This is a genomic window from Salinispirillum sp. LH 10-3-1 (assembly GCF_030643825.1).
Classification (GTDB): domain Bacteria; phylum Pseudomonadota; class Gammaproteobacteria; order Pseudomonadales; family Natronospirillaceae; genus Salinispirillum.
This window is the reverse complement of the sequence record NZ_CP101717.1, coordinates 2,573,200-2,597,988: the sequence shown is the minus strand read 5'-3', so window position 1 is coordinate 2,597,988 and position 24,789 is coordinate 2,573,200. Positions and strand designations below refer to the sequence as shown.

Annotated in this window: 23 protein-coding genes, 2 tRNA genes and 3 rRNA genes; 21 read left to right on the top strand and 7 right to left on the bottom strand. The window is 52.1% G+C overall.

The genetic code is table 11. From position 1 onward, the window contains the following. Window positions 1-38: 38 nt before the first annotated feature. Entirely contained in the window at window positions 39-932 is an 894-nt protein-coding gene (locus NFC81_RS11825) for a farnesyl diphosphate synthase (RefSeq protein ID WP_304994684.1), read from the bottom strand. A gap of 8 nt (window positions 933-940) precedes the next feature. After that, the gene (locus tag NFC81_RS11820; protein WP_304994683.1) at window positions 941-1,162 is read right to left on the bottom strand and encodes an exodeoxyribonuclease VII small subunit; all 222 of its coding nucleotides are present in this window, start codon (window positions 1,160-1,162) and stop codon (window positions 941-943) included. Between the two features lie 180 nt (window positions 1,163-1,342). On the opposite strand from NFC81_RS11820, the gene pomA reads away from it, so the two are divergent. Further along, window positions 1,343-2,098, top strand: coding sequence for a flagellar motor protein PomA (pomA, locus tag NFC81_RS11815; protein ID WP_304994682.1), 756 nt, complete (start codon window positions 1,343-1,345; stop codon window positions 2,096-2,098). Between the two features lie 2 nt (window positions 2,099-2,100). Beyond that, window positions 2,101-3,072: a MotB family protein gene (locus NFC81_RS11810; RefSeq protein WP_304994681.1), complete on the top strand. Its 972-nt coding sequence runs from the start codon at window positions 2,101-2,103 to the stop codon at window positions 3,070-3,072. 23 nt (window positions 3,073-3,095) lie between these two features. Here the strand turns inward: NFC81_RS11810 and cmoB are convergent, their stop codons facing one another. Next, window positions 3,096-4,100: a tRNA 5-methoxyuridine(34)/uridine 5-oxyacetic acid(34) synthase CmoB gene (cmoB, locus tag NFC81_RS11805; protein WP_304994680.1), complete on the bottom strand. Its 1,005-nt coding sequence runs from the start codon at window positions 4,098-4,100 to the stop codon at window positions 3,096-3,098. Continuing rightward, a complete protein-coding gene (cmoA, locus tag NFC81_RS11800) occupies window positions 4,097-4,822 on the bottom strand; it encodes a carboxy-S-adenosyl-L-methionine synthase CmoA (RefSeq protein ID WP_304994679.1) in 726 nt (241 codons plus the stop codon). The genes cmoB and cmoA overlap by 4 nt, the downstream gene beginning before the upstream one ends. A 160-nt stretch (window positions 4,823-4,982) precedes the next feature. Between cmoA and prfC the strand changes: the two genes are divergently transcribed. The 15 genes from prfC (at window position 4,983) to NFC81_RS11725 (ending at window position 19,100) form a co-directional block, all read left to right on the top strand. Next, on the top strand, window positions 4,983-6,560 hold the full coding sequence (prfC, locus tag NFC81_RS11795; RefSeq protein ID WP_304994678.1) for a peptide chain release factor 3: 1,578 nt from the start codon (window positions 4,983-4,985) through the stop codon (window positions 6,558-6,560). A gap of 1 nt (window position 6,561) precedes the next feature. After that, window positions 6,562-6,855, top strand: coding sequence for a hypothetical protein (locus NFC81_RS11790; protein ID WP_304994677.1), 294 nt, complete (start codon window positions 6,562-6,564; stop codon window positions 6,853-6,855). A 107-nt stretch (window positions 6,856-6,962) separates the two neighbouring features. Beyond that, the gene (gene rplM / locus NFC81_RS11785; RefSeq protein ID WP_304994676.1) at window positions 6,963-7,391 is read left to right on the top strand and encodes a 50S ribosomal protein L13; all 429 of its coding nucleotides are present in this window, start codon (window positions 6,963-6,965) and stop codon (window positions 7,389-7,391) included. 7 nt (window positions 7,392-7,398) lie between these two features. After that, window positions 7,399-7,791: a 30S ribosomal protein S9 gene (gene rpsI, locus NFC81_RS11780; RefSeq protein WP_304994675.1), complete on the top strand. Its 393-nt coding sequence runs from the start codon at window positions 7,399-7,401 to the stop codon at window positions 7,789-7,791. A gap of 221 nt (window positions 7,792-8,012) precedes the next feature. After that, complete coding sequence (gene petA, locus NFC81_RS11775) at window positions 8,013-8,609, top strand: ubiquinol-cytochrome c reductase iron-sulfur subunit (protein WP_304994674.1); 597 nt, start codon at window positions 8,013-8,015, stop codon at window positions 8,607-8,609. Further along, complete coding sequence (locus NFC81_RS11770) at window positions 8,609-9,859, top strand: cytochrome b N-terminal domain-containing protein (RefSeq protein ID WP_304994673.1); 1,251 nt, start codon at window positions 8,609-8,611, stop codon at window positions 9,857-9,859. The genes petA and NFC81_RS11770 overlap by 1 nt, the downstream gene beginning before the upstream one ends. Beyond that, complete coding sequence (locus NFC81_RS11765; RefSeq protein WP_304994672.1) at window positions 9,859-10,614, top strand: cytochrome c1; 756 nt, start codon at window positions 9,859-9,861, stop codon at window positions 10,612-10,614. Before NFC81_RS11770 ends, NFC81_RS11765 begins: the two co-directional genes overlap by 1 nt. 118 nt (window positions 10,615-10,732) lie before the next feature. Next, on the top strand, window positions 10,733-11,362 hold the full coding sequence (locus NFC81_RS11760; RefSeq protein ID WP_304994671.1) for a glutathione S-transferase N-terminal domain-containing protein: 630 nt from the start codon (window positions 10,733-10,735) through the stop codon (window positions 11,360-11,362). Next, on the top strand, window positions 11,355-11,753 hold the full coding sequence (locus NFC81_RS11755; protein WP_304994670.1) for a ClpXP protease specificity-enhancing factor: 399 nt from the start codon (window positions 11,355-11,357) through the stop codon (window positions 11,751-11,753). Before NFC81_RS11760 ends, NFC81_RS11755 begins: the two co-directional genes overlap by 8 nt. A 364-nt stretch (window positions 11,754-12,117) precedes the next feature. After that, window positions 12,118-13,659 (top strand): 16S ribosomal RNA (locus tag NFC81_RS11750). Between the two features lie 160 nt (window positions 13,660-13,819). Continuing rightward, window positions 13,820-13,896, top strand: a tRNA-Ile gene (locus NFC81_RS11745). Window positions 13,897-14,098: 202 nt separating this feature from the next. Continuing rightward, window positions 14,099-14,174: transfer RNA gene (locus tag NFC81_RS11740), tRNA-Ala, on the top strand. 306 nt (window positions 14,175-14,480) lie between these two features. After that, window positions 14,481-17,349: ribosomal RNA gene (locus NFC81_RS11735) — 23S ribosomal RNA — on the top strand. A 285-nt stretch (window positions 17,350-17,634) separates the two neighbouring features. Beyond that, window positions 17,635-17,750: ribosomal RNA gene (gene rrf / locus NFC81_RS11730) — 5S ribosomal RNA — on the top strand. The 16S, 23S and 5S rRNA genes sit together here with 2 tRNA genes alongside, the layout of an rRNA operon. A gap of 168 nt (window positions 17,751-17,918) precedes the next feature. Further along, window positions 17,919-19,100: an NAD(P)/FAD-dependent oxidoreductase gene (locus tag NFC81_RS11725; RefSeq protein WP_304994669.1), complete on the top strand. Its 1,182-nt coding sequence runs from the start codon at window positions 17,919-17,921 to the stop codon at window positions 19,098-19,100. A gap of 3 nt (window positions 19,101-19,103) precedes the next feature. Here the strand turns inward: NFC81_RS11725 and NFC81_RS11720 are convergent, their stop codons facing one another. Further along, window positions 19,104-19,715: a trimeric intracellular cation channel family protein gene (locus NFC81_RS11720; RefSeq protein ID WP_304994668.1), complete on the bottom strand. Its 612-nt coding sequence runs from the start codon at window positions 19,713-19,715 to the stop codon at window positions 19,104-19,106. 3 nt (window positions 19,716-19,718) lie between these two features. Then, complete coding sequence (locus NFC81_RS11715; RefSeq protein ID WP_304994667.1) at window positions 19,719-20,642, bottom strand: hypothetical protein; 924 nt, start codon at window positions 20,640-20,642, stop codon at window positions 19,719-19,721. Window positions 20,643-20,865: 223 nt separating this feature from the next. On the opposite strand from NFC81_RS11715, the gene NFC81_RS11710 reads away from it, so the two are divergent. The 4 genes from NFC81_RS11710 to NFC81_RS11695 all read left to right on the top strand — a co-directional run bounded on the left by NFC81_RS11710 (window position 20,866) and on the right by NFC81_RS11695 (window position 24,628). Further along, entirely contained in the window at window positions 20,866-21,867 is a 1,002-nt protein-coding gene (locus tag NFC81_RS11710; protein ID WP_370529863.1) for a serine/threonine protein kinase, read from the top strand. A 104-nt stretch (window positions 21,868-21,971) separates the two neighbouring features. Beyond that, entirely contained in the window at window positions 21,972-23,207 is a 1,236-nt protein-coding gene (locus NFC81_RS11705) for a biotin/lipoyl-binding protein (protein ID WP_304994666.1), read from the top strand. Further along, on the top strand, window positions 23,194-23,919 hold the full coding sequence (locus NFC81_RS11700; protein WP_304994665.1) for an efflux RND transporter permease subunit: 726 nt from the start codon (window positions 23,194-23,196) through the stop codon (window positions 23,917-23,919). Before NFC81_RS11705 ends, NFC81_RS11700 begins: the two co-directional genes overlap by 14 nt. 31 nt (window positions 23,920-23,950) lie before the next feature. After that, window positions 23,951-24,628 (top strand): efflux RND transporter permease subunit, encoded by a 678-nt coding sequence (locus NFC81_RS11695; RefSeq protein WP_304994664.1) that lies wholly within the window; start codon window positions 23,951-23,953, stop codon window positions 24,626-24,628. Here NFC81_RS11695 and NFC81_RS11690 read toward each other — a convergent pair. Beyond that, window positions 24,622-24,783 (bottom strand): hypothetical protein, encoded by a 162-nt coding sequence (locus NFC81_RS11690; RefSeq protein ID WP_304994663.1) that lies wholly within the window; start codon window positions 24,781-24,783, stop codon window positions 24,622-24,624. The genes NFC81_RS11695 and NFC81_RS11690 overlap by 7 nt on opposite strands. Between the last annotated feature and the right edge of the window lie 6 nt (window positions 24,784-24,789).

The following is a 24,789-nucleotide window of genomic DNA, read 5'->3' as shown; positions in this document are numbered from 1 at the left end:
GGTCAATGACTCCGGTTTAGCAGGACTGATTGTGCGGGTCAGCGGTTACGTTGCAGGGTGAAGTCGGCGAGCGTTTTGAGCGCCGAAGTGTCTGCCGGGAGCGATTCTAACGCAGTTAATGCTTCGGCATACAATTGTTCTGCTTTTTTTCGCGCATTATCTACGCCAAGTAATGCAACATAGGTCGCTTTGTTGTTATCTCTGTCACTGCCTGCATCCTTTCCTAGAGTAGCAGTGTCCCCTGTGATGTCTAGAATGTCGTCAACAATTTGAAAGGCCAGTCCTAGCGCAGACGCATAGGTGTTGAGCGCTGCAGTTTGTTGGTCGGTCGGCGCCACCGCATAACAGTGCGCTCCCATCAGCACGGCAGCGGTGATGAGCTTGCCGGTTTTATTGCGGTGAATCAGCTCCAGCTCGTGCAGCGACAAGGTCTTTCCTTCGGCAGCAAGATCCATGGCCTGTCCGTCGACCATGCCTTGATGCCCGGCGGCCGCAGCCAGTAAGCTAACCCACGTCACTCGCTGATCGGAGCTCACGCCCAACGTAGGCAGAGAAGATAGGATGTTAAAAGCCAAGGCTTGCAACCCGTCACCGACTAAAATAGCGGTTGCTTCATCGAAAGCGCGATGAGCAGTTGCTCGACCGCGCCGCCAGTCATCGTCGTCCATGGCCGGCAGGTCGTCGTGTACAAGGGAATAGGTGTGCACGAACTCAATAGCCGCTGCGGGCAATAACCAGTGTTCGTTTTTACAACCCATCGCCTGCGCGGCGGCAAAGACCAATAATGGCCGCATATGTTTGCCGCCCGACTGCATGACGTACATTATGCCATCTTGCAAGAGAGGCGCCTTTGCTGGCATCTGCTGCAGAATACTGTCAACATAACGTCTAAAATCTGTATTGGCCTGATGCAGGGAGTGAGACAGATCCATGATAATTCTTACTCAGTAGGCGGTGCAGTTTGGCTTTCGTCGAGCAATATGCGAACCTTTTGTTCAGCGGCGTCAAGTTGTTGTTGGCAGGCTCGCGTGAGGCGTACGCCCTGCTCAAAAGCAGCCATTGCTTCGTCCAGGCTAAGCTCGCCTTGTTCCAGTTGAACAACTATTTTTTCTAAATCTGCTAATGATTTCTCGAAATTGTTCGACTTAGTAACTGAGGCCATGGAAAGACACCGATTATCAGGGAGCGCAAACCCTACTGAATTGCAGCCTAAGGGTCAATATTTGTTAAGGGGTGGACCGGTTGCCACGCGTGCCGATGGACGGCAGAAGTGGTAAAGCATACATTGACTTAATAGCACCTTGCTGTGAGTCATTTACATCGGACAGGCGGAGTATAGAACGTGGATTTAGCAACCATCGTAGGGCTCATCGGCGGCTTGGGCATGATCATCATGGCCATGATTCTCGGCGGTGACCCTGTTATCTACTATAACCTTCCCTCTATTCTCATCGTGGTGATCGGCTCTGTGTTCGTGTCGATGCAGAAGTTTACGCTGGAGCAGTTTCTTGGTGCCATGGGTATCGCTGGCAAGGCCTACTCTTATAAGAGTATTTCTCCTGAAGAGATTATTGAGGAGGTGGTGGAATTGGCCGATGCGGCAAGAAAGGGCGGCCTGTTATCCCTTGAGGGTAAAGATGTCAGTAACGAATTTCTAGGTAAAGGCATTCAGTTGTTGGTGGATGGGCACGATCCAGAAGTTGTGCGTATCATGTTAAACAAAGACATTGAAATGACGGCAGAGCGGCACCGGGATGGGGCCAATATATTCGGTGCCATTGGCGACGTTGCTCCGGCCATGGGCATGATAGGAACCTTGATTGGCTTGGTGGGTATGTTGGCCAATATGGATGACCCTAAGGCGATCGGCCCACAAATGGCGGTCGCTTTGTTGACGACCCTTTATGGTTCGGTAATGGCGAACGTAATAGCCTTGCCCATTAAAGATAAGTGCGTTCTGCGCTCTACTGAGGAGACGTTGATTCAACGAATGATTCGCGATGCCTTAATGGGTATTCAAGCCGGTCAAAACCCGCGCATCATTGAGCAGTCCTTGAAAACCTACTTGCCATCTGCACAACGTGGAGTGGATGCCTAGTCATGAGTGCTGTCGTCGAAGAGGAAAAAAAGTGTCCCGAATGTAAACCCGGATTGCCGCCGTGGATGGCCACTTTCTCTGACTTGATGGCACTGTTGATGTGCTTTTTCGTTTTGCTGTTGTCGTTCTCTGAGTTAGATGCCATGCGTTTCAAACGCTTGGCGGGCTCGCTGCGCAACGCCTTCGGTGTGCAAGCCGAGCTTGATGTGAATGCGATTCCTAAAGGAACCTCTATCATCGCGCAGGAATTCAGCCCGGGGCGTCCAGATCCCACGCCATTAAACGTCATTCGTCAGGATACAGTCCAGGACTTGCGCGATAGCCTTGAGGTGTTGTGCCAAGACGAAATGACCGTGCAGGAAACTCGGCAAGGTGATACTGGTCAGTTGACGCGGCAGATCATTGTGCCCGATGAGGTCCTGCAGGAGCAGTTGCAAGAAGAAGCGGCGCGCATTGCGGCGCAGCTCGCCGAATTCATTGATGTGGGTGCTCTGCAAGTGGAAACGGTGGACCAGACCATCGTTATTCGCGTGCGCGAGCAGTCTTTCGGCCCAGCGTCCGATTTCGTGGCGGATGATTTTCTGCCGATTCTAGATCGTGTGCGGGAAATCCTGTTGACTACGCCAGGGGAGCTTCATGTCGGTGGGCATACCGATGCTCTGCCGATCAATACGGCGCAGTTCCGAAACAACTGGGTGTTGTCGAGTGCGCGTGCGCTGGCGGTGGCAGAATACTTGTGGGCGGCACCGGAAATGGATGAAAACCGATTTACCATTCTGGGGCATGGCTCCTCGCGTAATATTGCTACGAACGCGACGGCAGAAGGGCGAGCTCAGAATCGGCGCGTGGAAATCATTATTCGCCGTGATAACCCAGATTTCGCTGGTGAGATAGTGCCCGAGTCTGAGCAAGGTGAGGGTGTTGATTTCGGCCCGCCGAGCTTGTTTGGTCTGAACCCGGACGAGATTTTCTAACCTAACCTGCGCTCTTTTCCGCCCTATAAGCCATACCGCGCGAGACGACCGCCGAAAGGTCGTTGCGCCAGGATGGTGGCGCGCAACGGTGCTGGATGGCCTTCTATGGTGTGTTTTGGGTTTTCTTGGTCCAGATAGTCCGCTAGTGATTGACCGGGCTTCCAGCGTGTCGTGCGTTGTTCCTCGGTGGATGTGCTCGTGATGTCCACGCAGCGTACGTCTTCAAACCCCATCTTGCGACACCAGCTGATCAAGGAGGGTACGCTGGGTAAAAACCAGACATTGTTCATACGCGCATAGCGCCCTTCAGGTACTAGCGATTCGCCTTCTTTGCCATCGATCACCAAGGTCTCCAGAACCAGCTCCCCTCCGGGTCGTAGTGTATTGCGCAATTCTTCTAGGTGGTCTAGTGGCGAGCGGCGATGGTAGAGCACTCCCATGCTGAATGCCGTGTCAAAGCCTTGAATGTTTGGAGTCATTTCTTCCAAGGTGAGTGGCAAAATATGATGGCGGTCATCACGTAAAAAATGATTGATCGCACAGTGTTGTGTGACAGACAGCCAAGAGGGGTCAATACCAATCACCCGGGCTGCGCCTGCCCCTAGCATCCGCCAGCCGTAATAGCCGTTGCCGGAACCGACGTCCAACACGATGCGGCCGTGCAAGGGGTTAAGGTGAGGAGCAATGCGCGCCCACTTCATATTGCACTGCCATTCTGTGTCTATGAGGTGGCCAAACAGATTGAACGGGCCTTTGCGCCACGGCATCAGTGCAGCCAGTGCGGTTGTAAGTGCGCTGTGCTCGCTGGTTGAAAGGTCACTGTCGGTACCGACCATGACAACGTCCTGATCTATGGCTCGGTGCGCTGGGGTCGTGCTGGGCAGTGCACGCAATGCGGCAAGAAACTTTGGCAGATTGCCGTTGTTGTGATTTTCCAAGCGCGCTTGCAGTTGGTGTTCCAAGTCGAGACGCCAATGCGCCAGAGGTGTGTCTGCCAAGCCGTGAATGAGGTCGCTGTAATTGATCATTTGTGCGCTACGAAGCTGGCAAAGTTAAAACTGTGGAACCATTGGTGGCTGGCGCTGAAGCCGGCGTGCGCGAGGCGTTCGTGATGCGCTTCGGCGGTGTCGGGGATCAATACGTTTTCAATCGCTGCGCGTTTCTGTGCAATTTCAAGGTCACTGTAGCCTTGGGCTCGCTTGAAGAGTGTGTGGTGTTTGTCCATCCATTGTTGCGCTTCAGTGTCTGCAGACGCCAGCTTCTCCGACAGAATTAATATGCCACCGGGGTTCAGGCCATGATGGATGGATTGCAGCAATGCCAGTCGATCAGTAGGTGGAACAAATTGTAAGGTGAAGTTCAGCACCACCACGGAAGCGTTACTGATGTCGACGTTTCGGATATCGGCGCATTGGGTGATGACGGGAATGTCAGACTCTTCGGTATCAAGAAAGTCCCGGCTGCGCTGCAGCATAGCGGCGCTGTTATCAATCGCTACTATTTCGACGCCGGGCGCCTGTACGCGGTGGCGCATGGCGACGCTGGCTGCCCCTAGCGAAGAACCGAGATCATAGAGGCGTGAGTTAGGTTGGGCGTACTGACCAGCTAAAACGCCAATGTTCAAAATAATGTGGCTGTAGCCAGGCACAGAGCGCTTAATCATGTCAGGAAAGACACGCGCGACCTGTTCGTCAAATTCGAACGGAGCGAGCCGATCGTGGGCTTGCGAATATAGAGTGTCTTTGCTCATGACGGCGCTCAGATGAAAAGAGGTCGTTATTTTAGGGTAAAACAGGGCGCAGAAAAACAGGCTGCGATGCAATAAGTCCCACGACAAAAAAACAGGCAATCGCGGGCTAAAACTCATACAATACGCGGCTTCAGTGAACCCATAGAGCAGATGTGTTGTTATGTCTTTACAGCAGGAAGTCGCCAAGCGGCGTACCTTTGCCATTATTTCTCACCCGGATGCCGGTAAAACCACCATTACAGAGAAGGTGCTTCTGCACGGACACCTGATACAGCGTGCAGGTACGGTTAAAGGGCGTAAGTCAGGTCAGCACGCTAAATCCGACTGGATGGAAATGGAAAAGGAGCGGGGGATTTCGGTCACCACATCGGTCATGCAGTTTCCGTATCATGACAAGCTCGTCAATCTGCTTGATACGCCAGGGCACGAAGATTTCTCGGAAGATACCTATCGCACCTTAACGGCTGTTGATTCCTGCTTGATGGTCATCGACGCCGCTAAGGGTGTCGAGGAGCGTACCATTAAGTTGATGGAAGTCACTCGTTTGCGCGATACCCCCATCATTACCTTTATGAATAAGTTGGATCGCGACATTCGTGATCCGGTTGAACTCATGGATGAAGTTGAAAACATCCTTAAAATACGCTGCGCCCCCATTACTTGGCCGATCGGCGAAGGCAAGAACTTCAAGGGTGTCTATAATTTGATGACGGACACCGTTACGCTGTACGAGAGCGGTAAGGGTGCCGTTATTCAAGATGGGCGTCAGATTGTAGGTCTTGACAGCCCCGAGCTCGACAGCGCGATTGGCGACTACGCGGCTGATTTGCGCGATGAGATTGAGCTGGTGCGTGGGGCCTCCAATGAGTTCGACCTGACCGCATTTTTGGCCGGTGAGCTTACGCCGGTCTATTGGGGGACGGCATTAGGCAACTTCGGTGTAGATCATATGTTGGATGGTTTGACTGAATGGGCCCCGGCGCCACAGTCGCGCCAGACGGAGACCCGCGAGGTGACGGCTGCTGAAGCCCCGTTCACGGGGTTTGTGTTTAAAATTCAAGCCAATATGGACCCGAATCATCGTGACCGTGTGGCTTTTATGCGCATCGTGTCAGGGTGCTATGAGCGCGGCATGAAATTGCGTCATGTGCGCATTGGCAAAGATGTGCGAATTGCCGATGCTGTGACCTTTGTGGCCGGCGATCGTGAGCAGGTAGAGCAGGCTTGGCCAGGCGACATTATTGGCTTGCACAATCATGGCACTATTCAGATAGGTGATACCTTCACTGCGGGGGAAGACTTGAAGTTCACGGGCGTGCCGAACTTTGCGCCTGAGCTGTTTCGTCGCATACAATTGAAAGACCCGCTAAAAATGAAGCAATTACAAAAAGGACTGCTGCAGTTGTCAGAAGAGGGTGCAGTGCAGGTGTTTCGTCCGCTGCGTAATAACGATCTCGTTGTTGGTGCGGTCGGTGTCCTGCAGTTTGACGTGGTCGTGCATCGCTTGCGCAGTGAGTACAAGGTTGAAGCGGTGTACGAACCGGTGAGTGTCGCTACGGCGCGCTGGATTCAGGCGCCCGATGGTAAAACGCTTGAGCAGTTCAAGCATAAAGCACATGATAATCTGGCTTTGGATGGCGGTGACAACTTGACATATATCGCGCCAACCATGGTGAATTTGCAGTTAGCGCAAGAGCGTCATCCCGAAGTTCGTTTTCTGAAAACGCGAGAGAATTGATATGTTGTGGTATCTACTAATCATGGTGTTTTGCAACGTCGCGGCCTTTTTGGTGTGTTTGAGATTGAGCCAGTTTATGGAAGATCGCTTTCATATGACGAGCGATGTGGTGTCTGGTGTATATTTGGCGATGATCTTGCCTGCGATGCTGGTGGTGGGTGGTTTTGCTTTTGCGGCAGCCAATGTCTCCGACCCAGATAGGGCTGGCTTAGGACTGCTGCTGCAAGCCCTGCTTTTGGTTGGTTTGGTGCCTTATGGATTGCTGCAGCTTAAAAAAAATCCTGAGATTGTCTGAAATGCCTTGAGTAAGGGTGGTTCATTATATAGAATCGCCCACCTGAAAAATCTGAAGATTAACTTCCCCCTGAGCCCCCACTTATAGGTGGAGTTAAAAGAGACTAAATGAAAACATTTAATGCAAGTGCCGAAACAGTTCAGCGTGAATGGTTCATCGTCAATGCCGATGGTAAGACGCTGGGTCGCATAGCGACTGAAATTGCCGCTCGTTTGAAGGGCAAACACAAGCCAGTATTCACTCCGCACGCTGACACCGGTGACTACATCGTTGTTGTTAATGCAGAGAAAGTACGGGTAACAGGTAACAAGACCAGTGATAAGATGTATCACCGTCACACCGGTTATCCTGGTGGTCTGAAGTCCATGAGCTTTGAAAAGCTTCGTGATCACGCACCAGAGCGTATTATTGAGCAAGCTGTAAAAGGCATGCTTCCTCGCTCTCCATTGGGTCGCACCATGCTCAAGAAATTGAAGGTGTATGCGGGTGCAGAGCACCCGCACGCCGCGCAGCAGCCCAAAGAACTGGATATTTAAGAGGTAAGTGATGTCTACTCAATACTACGGAACTGGTCGTCGTAAAACCTCTACCGCGCGCGTCTTTATGCGTCCCGGTACAGGTGTGATTACGGTCAATAACAAAACTCTGGATGCCTATTTTGGCCGTGAAACTTCTCGCATGGTTGTTCGTCAGCCATTGGAGTTGACGGAATCTGTTGGCAAGTTCGATTTGTTCGTTACTGTTGCTGGTGGTGGTGCGAGTGGTCAGGCTGGGGCAATTCGCCACGGTTTGACTCGTGCCCTGATGCAATACGACGAAACATTGCGTCCAGCATTGCGTGCTGCGGGTTATGTTACTCGTGACGCGCGTGAAGTTGAGCGTAAGAAAGTTGGCTTGCGTAAAGCACGTAAGCGTCCGCAGTTCTCTAAGCGTTAATTCGTTTACAGAGCTTGGAAAAATGCCCGCTACGCGCGGGCATTTTTTTTGCCTTGTTGGTGAGGGTTTGTACGTTTGAGGGTTGGGTGGTCAGTCGAACGGCTCCGCAAGGGCTTTAGTGCGTAAGCTTCCTTGTAAGGCTGTGTAAATTTCATTACCATCTGCACAATTTAAAATTCAGACCCTACAGTTTTCTTTATTGTATTTCAGAGGAATCAAGAATGAGTCAAGACGGCGTGAACACAGGCCGCCGACGCTTCCTGATGGCTGCTACCGGTGTGGTAGGAGCGGCAGGTGGTGTCGGGGTAGCTGTGCCCTTCCTGTCCTCGTGGCAGCCAAGTGAGCGAGCCAAGGCCATTGGCGCTCCGGTGTCCGTAGATATTTCTAGCCTAGAGCCTGGTCAAATGATCGTGGTTGAGTGGCGCGGCAAGCCTATTTTTGTCCTGCGTCGCACACCGGAAGCGTTAGAGCGCTTGACTCAGCAGACTTTGTTGGCGCGTTTGGCTGATCCTGATTCCTCTCAGCCACAGCAGCCAGACTACGCTGCCAATGCATTCCGATCGCGCGGTGAAGAGCTTTTGGTCATCGAGGGTGTGTGTACGCACCTTGGTTGTGCGCCTCAGTACCTGCCACAAGTTGTGCCGCAGGCTTTTGATGCGAACTGGCTGGGCGGCTTCTTCTGCCCTTGCCATGGTTCAGCGTTTGATTTGGCGGGTCGTGTATATCGCGGTGTACCTGCTCCTTCTAACCTAGTAGTGCCTCCGCATTTCTTGGATGGTACCGTATTGACGATCGGTGAAGATGGGGGTGCTGCCTGATGAGTAGCGAGAAAAATACTGGTTTGATGGGCTGGATTGATGCCCGCATTCCTTTGACGCGTACGATGGAAAAGCACGTCACCAAGTATTACGCGCCAAAAAACTTCAACTTCTGGTACGTTTTTGGCGTGTTGGCAATGTTGGTATTCGCTAACCAGATACTGACAGGTATCTGGTTGACCATGAAGTATGTGCCAAGTGCGGAAGAAGCTTTTCGTTCGGTCGAGTACATCATGCGCGACGTGCAGTGGGGCTGGCTGATCCGTTACATGCATTCGACCGGAGCGTCGATGTTTTTCGTTGTGATCTACCTGCATATGTTCCGTGCTATTTTGTACGGCTCATACCAGAAGCCGCGTGAGCTGATCTGGATTTTTGGTATGTGTATCTACCTGCTGTTGATGGCAGAGGCCTTTATGGGCTACGTATTGCCTTGGGGTCAGATGTCCTATTGGGGTGCTCAGGTAATTATCTCACTGTTTGGTGCTGTTCCTGTCATCGGTGACCCACTGGTAGAGTGGATTCGTGGTGACTACCTGATTTCGACAGCAACCCTCAATCGCTTCTTTGCATTGCACGTTATTGCGTTGCCTTTAGTATTGGCGGGCTTGGTGTTCTTGCACATCGTTGCCTTACACGAAGTGGGTTCAAACAATCCTGATGGCATAGATATTAAGAAGAATCTGAACGAGCAGGGCGTACCTGTTGATGGTATTCCGTTCCATCCTTACTACACGATCGGTAAGGACTTGGTAGCCATCGTCATTTTCTTAATGGTTTTCTGTGGCATTATCTTCTTTGCTCCTGAAGCGGGTAACTATTTCTTGGAGAAGGATAACTTCACCCCGGCGGATCCGTTGAAGACGCCCGAGAATATTCACCCGGTTTGGTACTTCGGGGCTTTCTACGCGATGTTGCGTGCCATTACCTTCGACATCCTGTTCCTTGATGCAAAACTTCTGGGTGTCATGGTGATGGGAGCTGCAATTGCAATTCTCTTCGTTTTACCTTGGTTGGACCGCAGTCCTGTGCGCTCTTGGCGTTATAAGGGCATCTTTAGTCGCGTAGGTATCGTGATTTTTGCCGCCGCATTCATGTTGTTGACTTGGTTGGGTATTCAACCAGCAACGGAGCTGTATACTTTGTTGGCGCAGATTTGTACGGCCATCTACTTTGCTTTCTTCCTTGGTATGCCTTTCTTTACCAAATACGAGAAGACTAAGCCGGTACCAGAGAGGGTAACAAGCTAATGAAAAAGGTTGTTTTTACTTTGTTAGTGGCGCTGTTGCCTGTCTTGGCATCAGCGGCAAAAGGGCCTGAATGGCTGGATCGTATCAATACCGATCAGGCCGATACACGTTCATTGCAGCGTGGTGCTCAGGTGTACTTCAATAACTGCATGGGTTGTCATGGCCTTGAGTACGCACGCTACAATCGCGTTGCCAAGGATCTGGAAATTCCGGAAGATATTTTTCAGGAATATCTGATGAGCACGGATCAGCGGATCGGTGATCTTATGACCATTGCGATGTCTCGTCAGGATGGAACACGCTTCTTCGGGGTGGCGCCGCCAGACTTGACCCTGATTGCACGCGTGCGTGGTACTGATTGGTTGTATACTTACCTGCGTGGTTTTTACGCAGACGAGACGCGTCCATACGGCGTAAATAACGTGGTGTATCCTGATGTAGGCATGCCGCACGCAATGGTGGATGCGCAAGGTCTGTGTGCCGAGCCGCCAAAGCCAGTGGCTGGCGTTCGAATCGACCCGTTGACGGGTGATCGGATCAGTGAAGGTGGTTGTGAGCGCTATTTGACCGAAGGGCAGTTGTCCAAGGTGGAGTTCGATCAATCAATGTTTGATCTGGTGAACTTCCTTGAGTACATGGGCGAGCCCATCAAATTAGAGCGTCAGCGTTTGGGATGGTTCGTAATGGCCTTTCTGACCGTGTTCTTGGCGTTCTCTTGGTTGCTGTACCGTGAGCTCTGGAAAGACGTTAAGTAAATAATCAGATTTGGTCTGATTACAATGCGCGGCCTTGCCGCGCTTTTTTGGTTTGTTGGCACAGGGTGTTCTCAGGTGTAAAAACTTTGGGTAGCACCCGTTAGTTAGGAGATATTCCATGGGCGTAGTGGCCAAAAGGTCATCCATGACGTTTTTTTCGGATCCGGCGTCGCATTACAGTCATCGTGTGCGCATAGTACTGGCTGAGAAGGGTGTGGCGGTAGACATAGTAGACAGTGATCCAGATGATGTGCCGCAGGATGTCACCGATATTAACCCATACAATACATTGCCCACTTTGGTAGATCGCGACCTAGTGTTGTACGAGCCGAACGTGATGATGGAATACTTGGATGAGCGTTTCCCTCATCCGCCGTTATTGCCTGTCTATCCAGTGGCGCGCGGTGAGAGCCGGTTGTATATGTATCGGATTCAGCGTGATTGGTGCTCATTGGTTGATATTATTGTCGCCGGAAAGGACCGTGCAGCGGTTACTGAGGCGCGTGAAAAGTTGGCAGAAAGTATTGTCGGTATTTCGCCCATCTTTGGTGAGAAGCCTTATTTTATGAGCGAAGACTTCACTCTGGTTGATTGTTGCGTTGCCCCTATTTTGTGGCGGCTGCAGGATCTGGGTATCGACATTGAAGATCGGGCTGACAAGAATCTCAAGAAATACATGGAGCGTGTCTTTGCTCGTGAATCTTTTGAGTTGAGTTTGTCCGAAGTAGAGAGTGAAATGCGTGACTGATCAACAACGTATGACCGACAACAAACCGTATCTTATTCGTGCGATGTACGAATGGATCGAAGATAACCAGTGTACTCCTTATATGGTAGTGCATACTGATTTGCCTGGGGTGCGTGTGCCGGTCGACTACGTTGAAGACGGAAAAATCACGCTTAATATTGCCGGGCGTTCAGTGCAAGACCTGACGCTGGGCAATGATGAAATATCCTTTGCCGCATCATTTGGTGGTGTCGTGCATTACATTTCGGTGCCTTGCTATGCAGTTGCGGCGATGTTCGCCCGTGAGAACGCGCAAGGCATGATGTTTGAGGTCGTGGTGCCCGAAGACGGTAGTGATCCTGATGGTCCACCTTCGCCTGCAGGCAAGCCCTCGCTGAAAGTCGTTAAATAAATCGTTGACTCTCAATCTCAGGCCTCTATAATGCGCCTCCGCTGTCAGGGAGATGGCGGATCGGAAAGTGAAGGAGGTGCGATAAGCGCCTGATTCACAAGAAGAAAAAAGTCAAAAAGGAGTTGACACCGAGCGCAGGATCATTAAGATGTGCGCTCCTTGCCAAGGCAAGATGTTCTTTAAAATTTTAGGTAATCAATCAAGTAATTCGTGTGGGCACTTGTTGTTGTGAGTTAGCGAGTCTAACAAATATCAGCAAGTGACTGTGAATTCATACATGTGTTCAGTTTACTGGATATACGGTGGATTCCGATTAATTGCTGAGCTAAGTTTGGGTTGTCATTTATGACGACCAACTGATTTAAAACTGAAGAGTTTGATCATGGCTCAGATTGAACGCTGGCGGCAGGCCTAACACATGCAAGTCGAGCGGTAGCACAGAGAGCTTGCTCTTGGGTGACGAGCGGCGGACGGGTGAGTAACGCGTAGAAATCTGCCTGGTAGTTGGGGATAGCCCGGAGAAATCCGGATTAATACCGAATGTGCTCTTAGGAGGAAAGCGGGGGATCTTCGGACCTCGCGCTACCAGATGAGTCTGCGTAGGATTAGCTAGTTGGTGGGGTAAAGGCTCACCAAGGCGACGATCCTTAGCTGGTCTGAGAGGATGATCAGCCACACTGGGACTGAGACACGGCCCAGACTCCTACGGGAGGCAGCAGTGGGGAATATTGGACAATGGGGGCAACCCTGATCCAGCCATGCCGCGTGTGTGAAGAAGGCCTTCGGGTTGTAAAGCACTTTCAGTGGTGAGGAAGGGTGTTGTGTTAATAGCGCAATACATTGACGTTAGCCACAGAAGAAGCACCGGCTAACTCCGTGCCAGCAGCCGCGGTAATACGGAGGGTGCAAGCGTTAATCGGAATTACTGGGCGTAAAGCGCGCGTAGGCGGTTTGTTAAGTGAGATGTGAAAGCCCCGGGCTCAACCTGGGAATTGCATCTTATACTGGCAGGCTAGAGTATGGTAGAGGTGGGTAGAATTCCTGGTGTAGCGGTGAAATGCGTAGAGATCAGGAGGAATACCGGTGGCGAAGGCGGCCCACTGGACCAATACTGACGCTGAGGTGCGAAAGCGTGGGGAGCAAACAGGATTAGATACCCTGGTAGTCCACGCCGTAAACGATGTCAACTAGCCGTTGGGGAGTTTAATCTCTTTAGTGGCGCAGCTAACGCACTAAGTTGACCGCCTGGGGAGTACGGCCGCAAGGTTAAAACTCAAATGAATTGACGGGGGCCCGCACAAGCGGTGGAGCATGTGGTTTAATTCGACGCAACGCGAAGAACCTTACCTACTCTTGAAATCCAGAGAATTTAGCAGAGATGCTTTAGTGCCTTCGGGAACTCTGAGACAGGTGCTGCATGGCTGTCGTCAGCTCGTGTTGTGAAATGTTGGGTTAAGTCCCGTAACGAGCGCAACCCTTATCCTTATTTGCCAGCGGGTCATGCCGGGAACTCTAAGGAGACTGCCGGTGACAAACCGGAGGAAGGCGGGGACGACGTCAAGTCATCATGGCCCTTACGAGTAGGGCTACACACGTGCTACAATGGGGCGTACAGACGGTTGCGAAGCAGCGATGTGAAGCCAACCCGACAAAGCGTCTCGTAGTCCGGATCGCAGTCTGCAACTCGACTGCGTGAAGTCGGAATCGCTAGTAATCGTGAATCAGCATGTCACGGTGAATACGTTCCCGGGCCTTGTACACACCGCCCGTCACACCATGGGAGTTGATTGCACCAGAAGTAGGTAGCTTAACCTTCGGGGGAGCGCTTACCACGGTGTGGTTAATGACTGGGGTGAAGTCGTAACAAGGTAGCCGTAGGGGAACCTGCGGCTGGATCACCTCCTTAAACGACAGACAAGCGCTCGCATCGATGAGTGCTCACACGAATTACTTGATTGAGTGAAGTAGCGAAGCCGTAGGAGGCCAGCCCTCTGGCCGAATTGGTTACTGGCTTAGAAGCGATTTTGGTTGTTGGTCAATAATGACCAGTAGTCTAAATAGTTTATAGGACTATAGCTCAGCTGGTTAGAGCGCACCCCTGATAAGGGTGAGGTCGGTGGTTCAAGTCCACTTAGTCCTACCACTTTTGACCAGTACTGCGTTAAAACATGCGTCGCCTATTGTTAATAGGCTTCCTTATGTTTTGCCTTGTGCTGATCAAAAGACGCGACGTTGTTAAAGCATTGTTGAAGCGCTCGTTGTGTACGCTTGTACACGGCCTCCCGCCTCGTCTAGCTAGCACAAAAAGTCGATAGTTCGTTAGAAAACCACGCAATAGACGAAATGGGGCTATAGCTCAGCTGGGAGAGCGCCTGCCTTGCACGCAGGAGGTCAGCGGTTCGATCCCGCTTAGCTCCACCATTTCCTATCGCACAGATCCAAAACTTCACTCAGGAATCAGACCCAAAGGCTTTCGTCGGCAAGTGCAGATGAGAGAGTCCTTGCGCCTGGTTGAATTGATTGCCAGATGTTCTTTAATAATTTGGATATGCGAATAACACATTGCATGAGTTTAATGATTCAAGCGCCGGTGTGTTGATGATAGAGACGCGTAAGCGTCGTCTAGCATCACTTGTTGTATGTTGTTGCAAGCAATTGCGATCAATTGTGTAGGTGCGTGCATACCCTGAGGAGGGTGTGTACAGACTAGAAACCTTAGGGTTATATGGTCAAGCATTTAAGCGTACAGGGTGGATGCCTAGGCAACTGGAGGCGATGAAAGACGTGGTAGCCTGCGAAAAGACTGGGGGAGGTGGCAAACGACCTATGATCCCGGTATGTCTGAATGGGGAAACCCACTGCATTCGTGCAGTATCTCTTAGGAGAGGCGAACGCGGGGAACTGAAACATCTAAGTACCCGTAGGAAAAGAAATCAAACGAGATTCCCAGAGTAGCGGCGAGCGAAATGGGAACAGCCCTTAAGCTCAGTGGACGTTAGTGGAAGGTTCTGGAAAGTACCGCCATAGTGGGTGATAGCCCCGTACACGAAAACCAAACTGAGTGAAAACGAGTAGGTCGGGACACGTGATATCTTGACTGAACATGGGGGGACCATCCTCCAAGGCTAAATACTCCCAGTTGACCGATAGTGAACCAGTACCGTGAGGGAAAGGCGAAAAGAACCCCTGTGAGGGGAGTGAAATAGATCCTGAAACCCTGTACGTACAAGCAGTGGAAGCCTTCTTAGGAGGGTGACTGCGTACCTTTTGTATAATGGGTCAGCGACTTACATTCAGTAGCGAGGTTAACCGAATAGGGGAGCCGTAGAGAAATCGAGTCTTAATAGGGCGATGAGTTGCTGGGTGTAGACCCGAAACCGAGTGATCTATCCATGGGCAGGTTGAAGGTTGAGTAACATCAACTGGAGGACCGAACTCACTCACGTTGAAAAGTTAGGAGATGACCTGTGGATAGGAGTGAAAGGCTAATCAAACTCGGAGATAGCTGGTTCTCCCCGAAAGCTATTTAGGTAGCGCCTCGGACGAATACCACTGGGGGTAGAGCACTGTTTCGGCTAGGGGGTCATCCCGACTTACCAACCCGATGCAAACTCCGAATACCAGTGAGTACTATCCGGGAGACACACGGCGGGTGCTAACGTCCGTCGTGGAAAGGGAAACAACCCAGACCGCCAGCTAAGGTCCCAAAATTCCAGTTAAGTGGGAAACGATGTGGGAAGGCTCAGACAGCTAGGAGGTTGGCTTAGAAGCAGCCACCCTTTAAAGAAAGCGTAATAGCTCACTAGTCGAGTCGGCCTGCGCGGAAGATATAACGGGGCTCAAACTGGATACCGAAGCTGCGGCAGCGTACTTTGTACGCTGGGTAGGGGAGCGTTCTGTAAGCCGTTGAAGGTGTATCGAGAGGTATGCTGGAGGTATCAGAAGTGCGAATGCTGACATGAGTAACGACAAAACGGGTGAAAAACCCGTTCGCCGGAAGACCAAGGGTTCCTGTTCAACGTTAATCGGAGCAGGGTGAGTCGGTCCCTAAGGCGAGGCTGAAGAGCGTAGTCGATGGGAAACAGGTTAATATTCCTGTACCGATGTGTATTGCGATGGGAGGACGGAGAAGGCTAGGCCAGCCTGGCGATGGTTGTCCAGGTTTAAGGGTGTAGGCAGAGATCTTAGGTAAATCCGGGATCTTAATGCTGAGACCTGATGACGGTGACGCTACGGCGTCCGAAGTGGTTGATGCCATGCTTCCAGGAAAAGTCTCTAAGCTTCAGATACACATTGACCGTACCCCAAACCGACACAGGTGGTCAGGTAGAGAATACCAAGGCGCTTGAGAGAACTCGGGTGAAGGAACTAGGCAAAATGGTACCGTAACTTCGGGAGAAGGTACGCCGCATTAGGGTGATGGGACTTGCTCCCTAAGCCTGAAGCGGTCGAAGATACCAGGTGGCTGCGACTGTTTATTAAAAACACAGCACTCTGCAAACTCGAAAGAGGACGTATAGGGTGTGACGCCTGCCCGGTGCCGGAAGGTTAATTGATGGGGTTAGCTTCGGCGAAGCTCTTGATCGAAGCCCCGGTAAACGGCGGCCGTAACTATAACGGTCCTAAGGTAGCGAAATTCCTTGTCGGGTAAGTTCCGACCTGCACGAATGGCGTAACGATGGCCACGCTGTCTCCACCCGAGACTCAGTGAAATTGAACTCGCTGTTAAGATGCAGTGTATCCGCGGCTAGACGGAAAGACCCCGTGAACCTTTACTATAGCTTCACACTGGACTTTGATATGACTTGTGTAGGATAGCTGGGAGACTTTGAAGCGTGAACGCCAGTTTGCGTGGAGTCGACCTTGAAATACCAGCCTGGTCATCTTGAGGTTCTAACTCAGGCGTAACAGCGTCGAGGACAGTGTGTGGTGGGTAGTTTGACTGGGGCGGTCTCCTCCCAAAGAGTAACGGAGGAGCACGAAGGTTGGCTAAGCATGGTCGGAAATCATGCGGTTAGTGTAATGGCACAAGCCAGCTTGACTGCGAGACAGACAAGTCGAGCAGGTACGAAAGTAGGTCATAGTGATCCGGTGGTTCTGTATGGAAGGGCCATCGCTCAACGGATAAAAGGTACTCCGGGGATAACAGGCTGATACCGCCCAAGAGTTCACATCGACGGCGGTGTTTGGCACCTCGATGTCGGCTCATCACATCCTGGGGCTGAAGCCGGTCCCAAGGGTATGGCTGTTCGCCATTTAAAGTGGTACGCGAGCTGGGTTTAGAACGTCGTGAGACAGTTCGGTCCCTATCTGCCGTGGACGTATGAGACTTGAGAAGAGCTGCTCCTAGTACGAGAGGACCGGAGTGGACGAACCTCTGGTGTTCCGGTTGTCACGCCAGTGGCATTGCCGGGTAGCTAAGTTCGGACAGGATAACCGCTGAAAGCATCTAAGCGGGAAGCCCCCTTCAAGATGAGGTCTCACTGGACGCAAGTCCCTAAAGGGCCCTGGAAGACTACCAGGTTGATAGGTTGGGTGTGTAAGCGTTGTAAGGCGTTGAGCTAACCAATACTAATTGCCCGTGAGGCTTGACCATATAACGCCTAAGGCGTTTGGGCCTACACAGTGTTGAGAAACAGATACAAGAAGGTCGGTACGAGGCAGTACCGAAGACCGGTGCTTGAATGATTGAATTCATGCAAAGATCGAGCGATTGAAAGATCGAGTGATCAAAAACGTGTTAATCGCATATTCAGAACGCATGATTGCGGATAAGGATTAATTAAATTAATTAAATTAATTAAAACCTTATCGGTGACGGCAAACGAACAGAGAGCGTGTGGGTAGCGTAACGACGCACCGGCACCACTCGACCAGTTTGCTTGACGATCATAGAGCCTTGGAACCACCTGATCCCATCCCGAACTCAGCAGTGAAACGAGGTATCGCCGATGGTAGTGTGGGGTCTCCCCATGTGAGAGTAGGTCATCGTCAAGCTCTTAAATACGGCAAACCCCGGGTCAGCAATGGCTCGGGGTTTTTGCTTTGTGGGCACGGCGGATCACGCTACGCGGGTATTAATACCCGCCCTACGAACGACCCGCCGTAGGGCGGTGTGTTTACACCCGCCATCCCTAGCGCTCATTTACTCAAAGAGGAAAAACCGTGCAACACGTGGACGTATTGGTCATCGGTGCCGGAGCGGCAGGACTAATGTGTGCGATCACCGCTGCACAGCGCGGACGTTCCGTTGTGGTGGTGGACCACGCCAATAAGCCTGGTAAGAAGATTCTGATGTCCGGCGGTGGGCGCTGTAATTTCACGAATCTCACAATCGAACCAGAAAATTTCCTGTCCAATAACCCGCACTTCTGTAAGTCAGCGCTGAGTCGCTACACCCAATGGGATTTCATTTCTTTGGTGGCTGCGCATGGCATTCCTTATCACGAGAAGGAGTTTGGTCAGTTATTTTGCGATCACAGCAGTAAAGATATTTTGGAGATGTTGTTGCGTGAAGCAGAGGAGGCTGGGGTCAAGATCCTACTTAAGACTTCCACGCAGTACCCCAAGTATGAACATGGCACGTGGCGGGTTACAACCTCCTCCGGGGGGTTTCAGGCCAGCTCGGTAGTCGTCGCTACCGGGGGCCCTCCGATTCCTACCATGGGGGCTACTGATTGGGGACAAAAATTTGCAGCCAGTCTAGGCCACTCTCTCGTGCCTTATCGTGCCTCCTTGGTACCTTACACCGCAGCACCAGCGGATAAAGGCGCATGGACTGAATTGCCCGGTGTATCCTTGCGTGCGGAGCTCACTGTAGCGTCGCGTAGCTGGCTTGGCGATGTGTTGTTTACTCATCGTGGCCTAAGTGGCCCAGCAGTATTGCAGATTACTAACTATTGGCAGGAAGGCGAGGCTTTGACCATTGATTGGTGGCCGGGCCATGATCTGCTCGATGAATGGCATCGGTTACGGCAAACACAGGGTCGACAGCTGTTACGGAGCTGGTTAAGCGAGCAGTTACCCAAGCGAGTTGTGGCATGGTTGGTCAGTGATTGGTCGGGTGAGCGCAAGTCTATCGCCGATCTACGCCAGGAAGAAGTGTTCGAGCTGGGACAGCGGATACATGCATATCGTTTTCAACCAGCCGGCACCGAGGGTTACCGAACTGCAGAAGTTACCTTGGGTGGTGTCAGTACGGAAGACGTGTCGTCCCGTACCATGGAGAGTAATCTTCATCAGGGACTGTACTTTATTGGCGAGGTATTGGATGTCACCGGGCATCTAGGTGGGTACAATTTCCAATGGGCATGGTCGTCAGGCCATGCCGCTGGGTGTGTCGTTTAAAGTTCAATGCCGCTGTAATCGTAAATCAAAGTGAACCGATAACAAGCGCATGACCACCGTTACGGCTAATGCCACCAGAATAGGTATGGCGTCGCCTTCAACCAAAAAGGTTAAGCCGTAAAAGGTCATCGCTCCTGCCAGCGCACAGGACGCGTACAGGTGCTCTTTGCGGAATATGAAAGGCACTTCGTTACAGATTATATCTCGTGCCAGTCCGCCAAAGGTTCCCGTAATAACTCCGAGTAGACAAGCGCTGAAGGCCGGTGTCCCCATCGACAAGGCCAATTGTGTCCCTAATACGGTAAAGATTCCCAGGCCTATGGCGTCCGGAAGGATCATGGCGCGAGCGGGAATAGCACGCAGGCGCGGGACATAGCTGAAGGCAATGGTCAGCAGCAAAATGATGATGGGAAATTCTTGATGTGATATCCAGTAAACTGGTTGATGATCCAGTATGACATCGCGCAGGGTGCCGCCTCCAAACGCCGTAATACAGGCGATGGCGAATACCCCGACGGGATCCATATCCCTATTCTGTGCTTCCAGCATGCCGGAGATGGCGAACGCCATGATCCCTACAAACTCAAGAAGGTAAATAAGATCGGCTAAGCTCATCCGTTATTTAATCAGCAACCAAGCAACAAACAAGATGGCCACGGCAATCCACACCAGTGGTGTATCATTACGCTTGGTAGACGTAGTCGGTTGCCAGTCTGGCGTATGGTCGACAAACTCTGGCTCTGGTTCGCTCGGATCAACCGGGGTATCTTCAATACCTTCTTCCAGCACATCCCAGTATTCAACTTCAAGTGCACGTTTCAGAGCATCGACGTTTGCTTGCGCCTTGGCTTGGCGCCAGACGGCTTCTCTGAACACAGTTGGATAGACGGGATCAGCCAAGGCGTCATGAAGGGCCTGTACATAGCGCGCCACCAACTGCTCTAGCCACTCGTTGGCGAGGGGAGCACCAACCAACTCGCCGAGTGGTAGCTCAAGCTCGCCCACATCGTCGGCTGCAACGATGTCTTTGATCAAATCTGCTTTCTTCTGGTTCTTTTTGATTCCGTCAGTTTGGGCTGCCAGTAACTGAAGATCTGCGATTGTGTAGTGGCTCAGTGCTTCGGCACGCGCGTTGCCCTCTGGCCGATGTTCCAAGGTCGCCAAACCATTTGACAGCATGGCCAAGCGAGCGGCCAGAGAGACCTCCGTCAGGACCTCGCCGCGAGCCAGGGCAAACAGGGTAGCACTGTGGCCTTTTACGTTAACAGCATCGCCTAGGCAATCGGCACGGTTGTGATCAATCATGTCCGCTAATGTGTCAACGGCGACCTCGATTTTCTCTGCGGTAACGGTGTCTCTATAAAGGTTAAGCCAAGCCTCTTTATTTTGCTGTGCAGCGGTCAGTTTCTTCAGTGCACCGAGCGCTGTGACATCATGAATATGCACAGTACCCTTGGTGATGGCAGGCCAGTGGCGCACATGGGGTTGTGCCTTCTTGTCATCCCAGAGCCAATCTTGGCTGGCGGTGCTGTAACTGGTCATAATGAACTCCCTAAGCATGCATGAGGTGGTCAGATGGCGAATAAGAGAACCATCGTATGATCTATTCGTACTATAGTGACCGGAGCGTCACTATGCCACCTTATCCGCCTATCTGTGCTGTTGTCTTGACGTTGATCAGCAAGCGACAGCGTCGTCTAGTAAAGACAAAAACATTTGCCTGCGTTAGTCTGCGTCCCTCATTACTCTAGATTATGGATGACCTATGTCCGAACATCACCCTTATGGCCGTTTGACACCAGATACCGTGTTGGATGCGGTGGAGTCGCAGGGGTTTCTCAGTGACGCACGTATTGCTCCCCTAAACAGCTATGAGAACCGCGTGTACCAAGTTGGGATCGAGGATGGCGAGCCGGTCATTGCCAAGTTCTACCGTCCGCAACGCTGGACGGCAGACCAAATTATCGAAGAGCACAACTTTTCCTTGGAATTGTCGGCGCTCGATATTCCGGTCGTAGCGCCTTTGAGCAATGCACAGGGCGACACGCTGTTTGAGCACGAAGGCTTTATGTTCGCCTTGTATCCACGACGTGGTGGACGAGCGCCGGACTTGGAAAATGACGACGACCTAGAGGTTTTAGGTCGCTTAATGGGGCGCATGCATGCGGTGGGTGAACAGACAACTTTCCAGCATCGTCCTGAATTAACGGTAGCATCATTTGGCGAGGAAAGTATTGAGTTCTTGCTCTCCGGCGAGATGATTCCGAGTGCTGTGCGCGCATCCTACGAAGCCGTAGCTCGTCCGCTGTTGGAACGGGTACGCGAGCGCATGAATGCCGTGGACTACAGCAAGTTGCGTCTGCACGGCGATTGTCACCCGGGCAACATCCTTTGGCGCAACGAAGCCGCGCACTTTGTTGATCTTGACGATGCACGTAATGGCCCGGCGATACAGGATTTATGGATGCTACTGGCGGGTGATCGGCAGCAACAGACCGGTAGTCTGGGCGCCATCATGGATGGCTATGGCCAGTTCCGAGATTTTGATTTCAGCGAATTGGCACTGATTGAGCCTTTACGCGCTTTGCGCAGCCTGCACTACGCGCTTGGCTGGCACGACGTTGGCAGGACCCCAGCTTTCCTATGCACTTCCCATGGTTTGGCACTGAGCGCTATTGGGGTGAACATATTCAGGTGTTACGTGAACAACTGCAGGCGCAAGATGAGCCAGTATTGCGGCTATGGTAGCGCGTTGCTGCGTCATTAAAACGTAAATACCTTGTATGGAAGACATTTGTCACTGCCTATATGGCCGTTCGGCCACAGACAATGCGCTTTACAGATTTAATAACTGATTGATAAGGAGTCATCATGAAGCGTCGTCTCATACGCATCGGCGTAGCCTTGTTGCTACCGCTGAGCGCTATCATTGTCACCGTGCTGTTAGTGGGTAATAACAACGGTGTTGCGCCTGAAGAAGAGGTTGAGCGCTTATTGCAGGTCGTTGTTTTGCCCGTATCGTCGGGTGCTCATGCGCCGCGCGCTGAATGGACTGGCCGAGTAGTGGCCCGACAGAGGGTTGAGCTGACCGCTCCAGTTGCTGCAGATGTACAGCGGGTATTGGTTAACGAGGGTGGTTGGGTTGCTGCGGGTGACCCACTGATAGAGCTCGATACGCAGTCGCCACGTTGGGATTTGGCGCAAATTGAAGCGGACCTACGAGACTTCGATGCCAGTATTCTTATGGCACGTAATCAGCACGCCGCAGATAGAGACATGCTTGAATATGACGCTGATGTTGTGGCGCAGGCCGAAACCGTATTGGCCCGTGAAATGGGGTTGTTGCAACGTGGGATAACCACCGAGGCAGCGGTAGAGCAGGCGAGAATGAATCTTACACAGGCGCGGCAAGCGTTGCGCCAACGACAGCTCGCCATAGACAATCACTCGGCATCACTGGCTTCGCTTGAAGCGCAGCGCACGAGACTCAACATTGCCTTGGCCCGTCAGCAAGATCTTCTGGCCAGAGCGGCACCTAAGGCACCTTTTGCCGCTCGAGTCGGTCATGTGAATGCGGTAGAAGGGCAGCTCATTCAAGCTGGTCAGCCCTTGGTTTCTTTATATTCACCCGACAGCCTAGCGTGGCGAGTCATTTTGCCTAATGGGGTGCCGGACTCGCTGCAGGCTGCCATCGGCGGCGAATTGAGACCCATTGTGCAGTCTTCAGATACGATTGCTGAAGGAGAGGTTGGGCGCTACGCGTGGTTCTCTCTGCCGCCGCACACGCAATGGGCACCGGGAGAAACCCGCAGCGCCAAGGTGTACTGGCCTGCCATTGAAGGCACGATGCTGATTCCGACATCGGCGCTTTATTCTGGAAATCGTGTTTTTCTTGTCAACGAAGAGCAGCGTTTGTCATCCGTCGTGGTCACCGTGTTAGGGGTGAATGACAGCAGCGGCGAAGAGCAGTGGCTTGTAGATGCACATGGGCTACCCGCTGATGGCAGGATTTTGGTATCGCGTTTAGCTAATATCATCCCAGGCATGCGGGTTGAGGTTACTCAGACATTGCCGGTTCCGGGAGGCGAAGCCAATGTCGTCTTCTGACTCTAATACGACACAATATCGCCAGCCGGCTGCTCCGGCTAAGCTGCTGTCATATTTTGCGCGTCACCGTGTCGCCGCTAACCTGATGATGTTGTTCATCATACTGCTCGGCGTGTTGGGGATGTCGCGCCTCAATACACAGATTTTTCCGGATGTTACGCCAGGTGCTGCGGGGGTTATAGTCAGTTGGCCTGCTGCAGGAGCGGAAGCGGTATTGGACCGCGTAACCGTGCCGCTGGAAAAAGCTATTTTGGAACTGGACGCGGTGGACCGGATTACGTCCAACAGCCGCGACGGCAGTGCTGGGATCAACGTCTATTTTCGCGCCGGGGCAGATTTTGATCGGGCTGTATCGGATTTGCGTAAGGCAGTAGACAGTGTTGTGCTGCCGTCCGGAAGTCAAGAGCCTACCGTGCGCGAATACAGCTTTTCAGAGCCAGTGATCTTCTTAATGCTGACTTACGATGGCGTACTGGAAGATTTGCGGCCATTGGTGTACGACATTGAGCGAAATCTCAAGCAGCGCGGTATACCAGAGATTCAGGTTTGGGGGCTTGAGCAGCCTGAGCTCAACATTGAGATCACTCCTGAAGTGCTGGCCCGCCATGGCTGGTCACTGGATAGCCTGGCGCGTGAGTTAAGGGCTATTAACGATCGCTACGCCGCCGGAACGGCTGGCGAACAAAGCACCGGCGCATCTTGTTACCGGTGATCAAGTTATTACGGCCGCCGAACTGTCCCGTTTGCCGGTCAGTACTAATCGAGTCTTAGGTGACGTTGCAGACGTCCGCGACGGCAGTCAGAATCCCTCTCTGCGCATGTATTTCGAAGACCAACCAGCGGTGATGCTGCAACTATCTCGATCATCGCGCATGGACTCGTTGGAGACTGCGGAGATTTATCGTACCTGGTACGCCGAAGTAGCCTCAACGCTGCCGGACAGCATTGGCGTGCATGTGTTCTACGATACTTCAGAGTTCGTCATCGACAATATCAACTTGCTCGTCAGTAACGGTATTTTCGGCTTGATCTTCGTTTTGCTGACGCTGTTTGTATTTCTGAATATTCGTGTGGCCTTCTGGACGGCCATGGGCATACCAGTGGCGATCATGGGCACCATGGCGTTGTTGTATTTCACCGGCGGCAGTTTGAACTTTTTTTCTATCTTCGCTCTTTTGATGGCACTGGGTATCATCGTCGACGATGCCATTGTGGTCGGAGAAGAAACTCAGTCGCTCATTGAGCAGGGCTCAGATCATCATGATGCGGCGGGCGTTGCGACCCATATGTTCCCGCCCATACTGGCATCATCGTTGACCACCATTGCTGCGTTCTCACCACTGCTCTTTTTGCCTGCATGTTTGGTGAGTTGTTGCGGCCGATTCCTGTGGTCATCATTGCGGTCATCGTTGCCTCATTGATCGAGTGTTTCTTGATACTGCCGGGTCACTTGCACCATAGCTTCGCCCGGCGCAGTGATCGCCAACCGAGCAAATGGCGCAAGAAAATCGATCGCTTTGTCATACGAGTGCGCGACGAATGGTATCGCCCCTTTGTCAGCAAAATGCTGCGTCATAGGTTG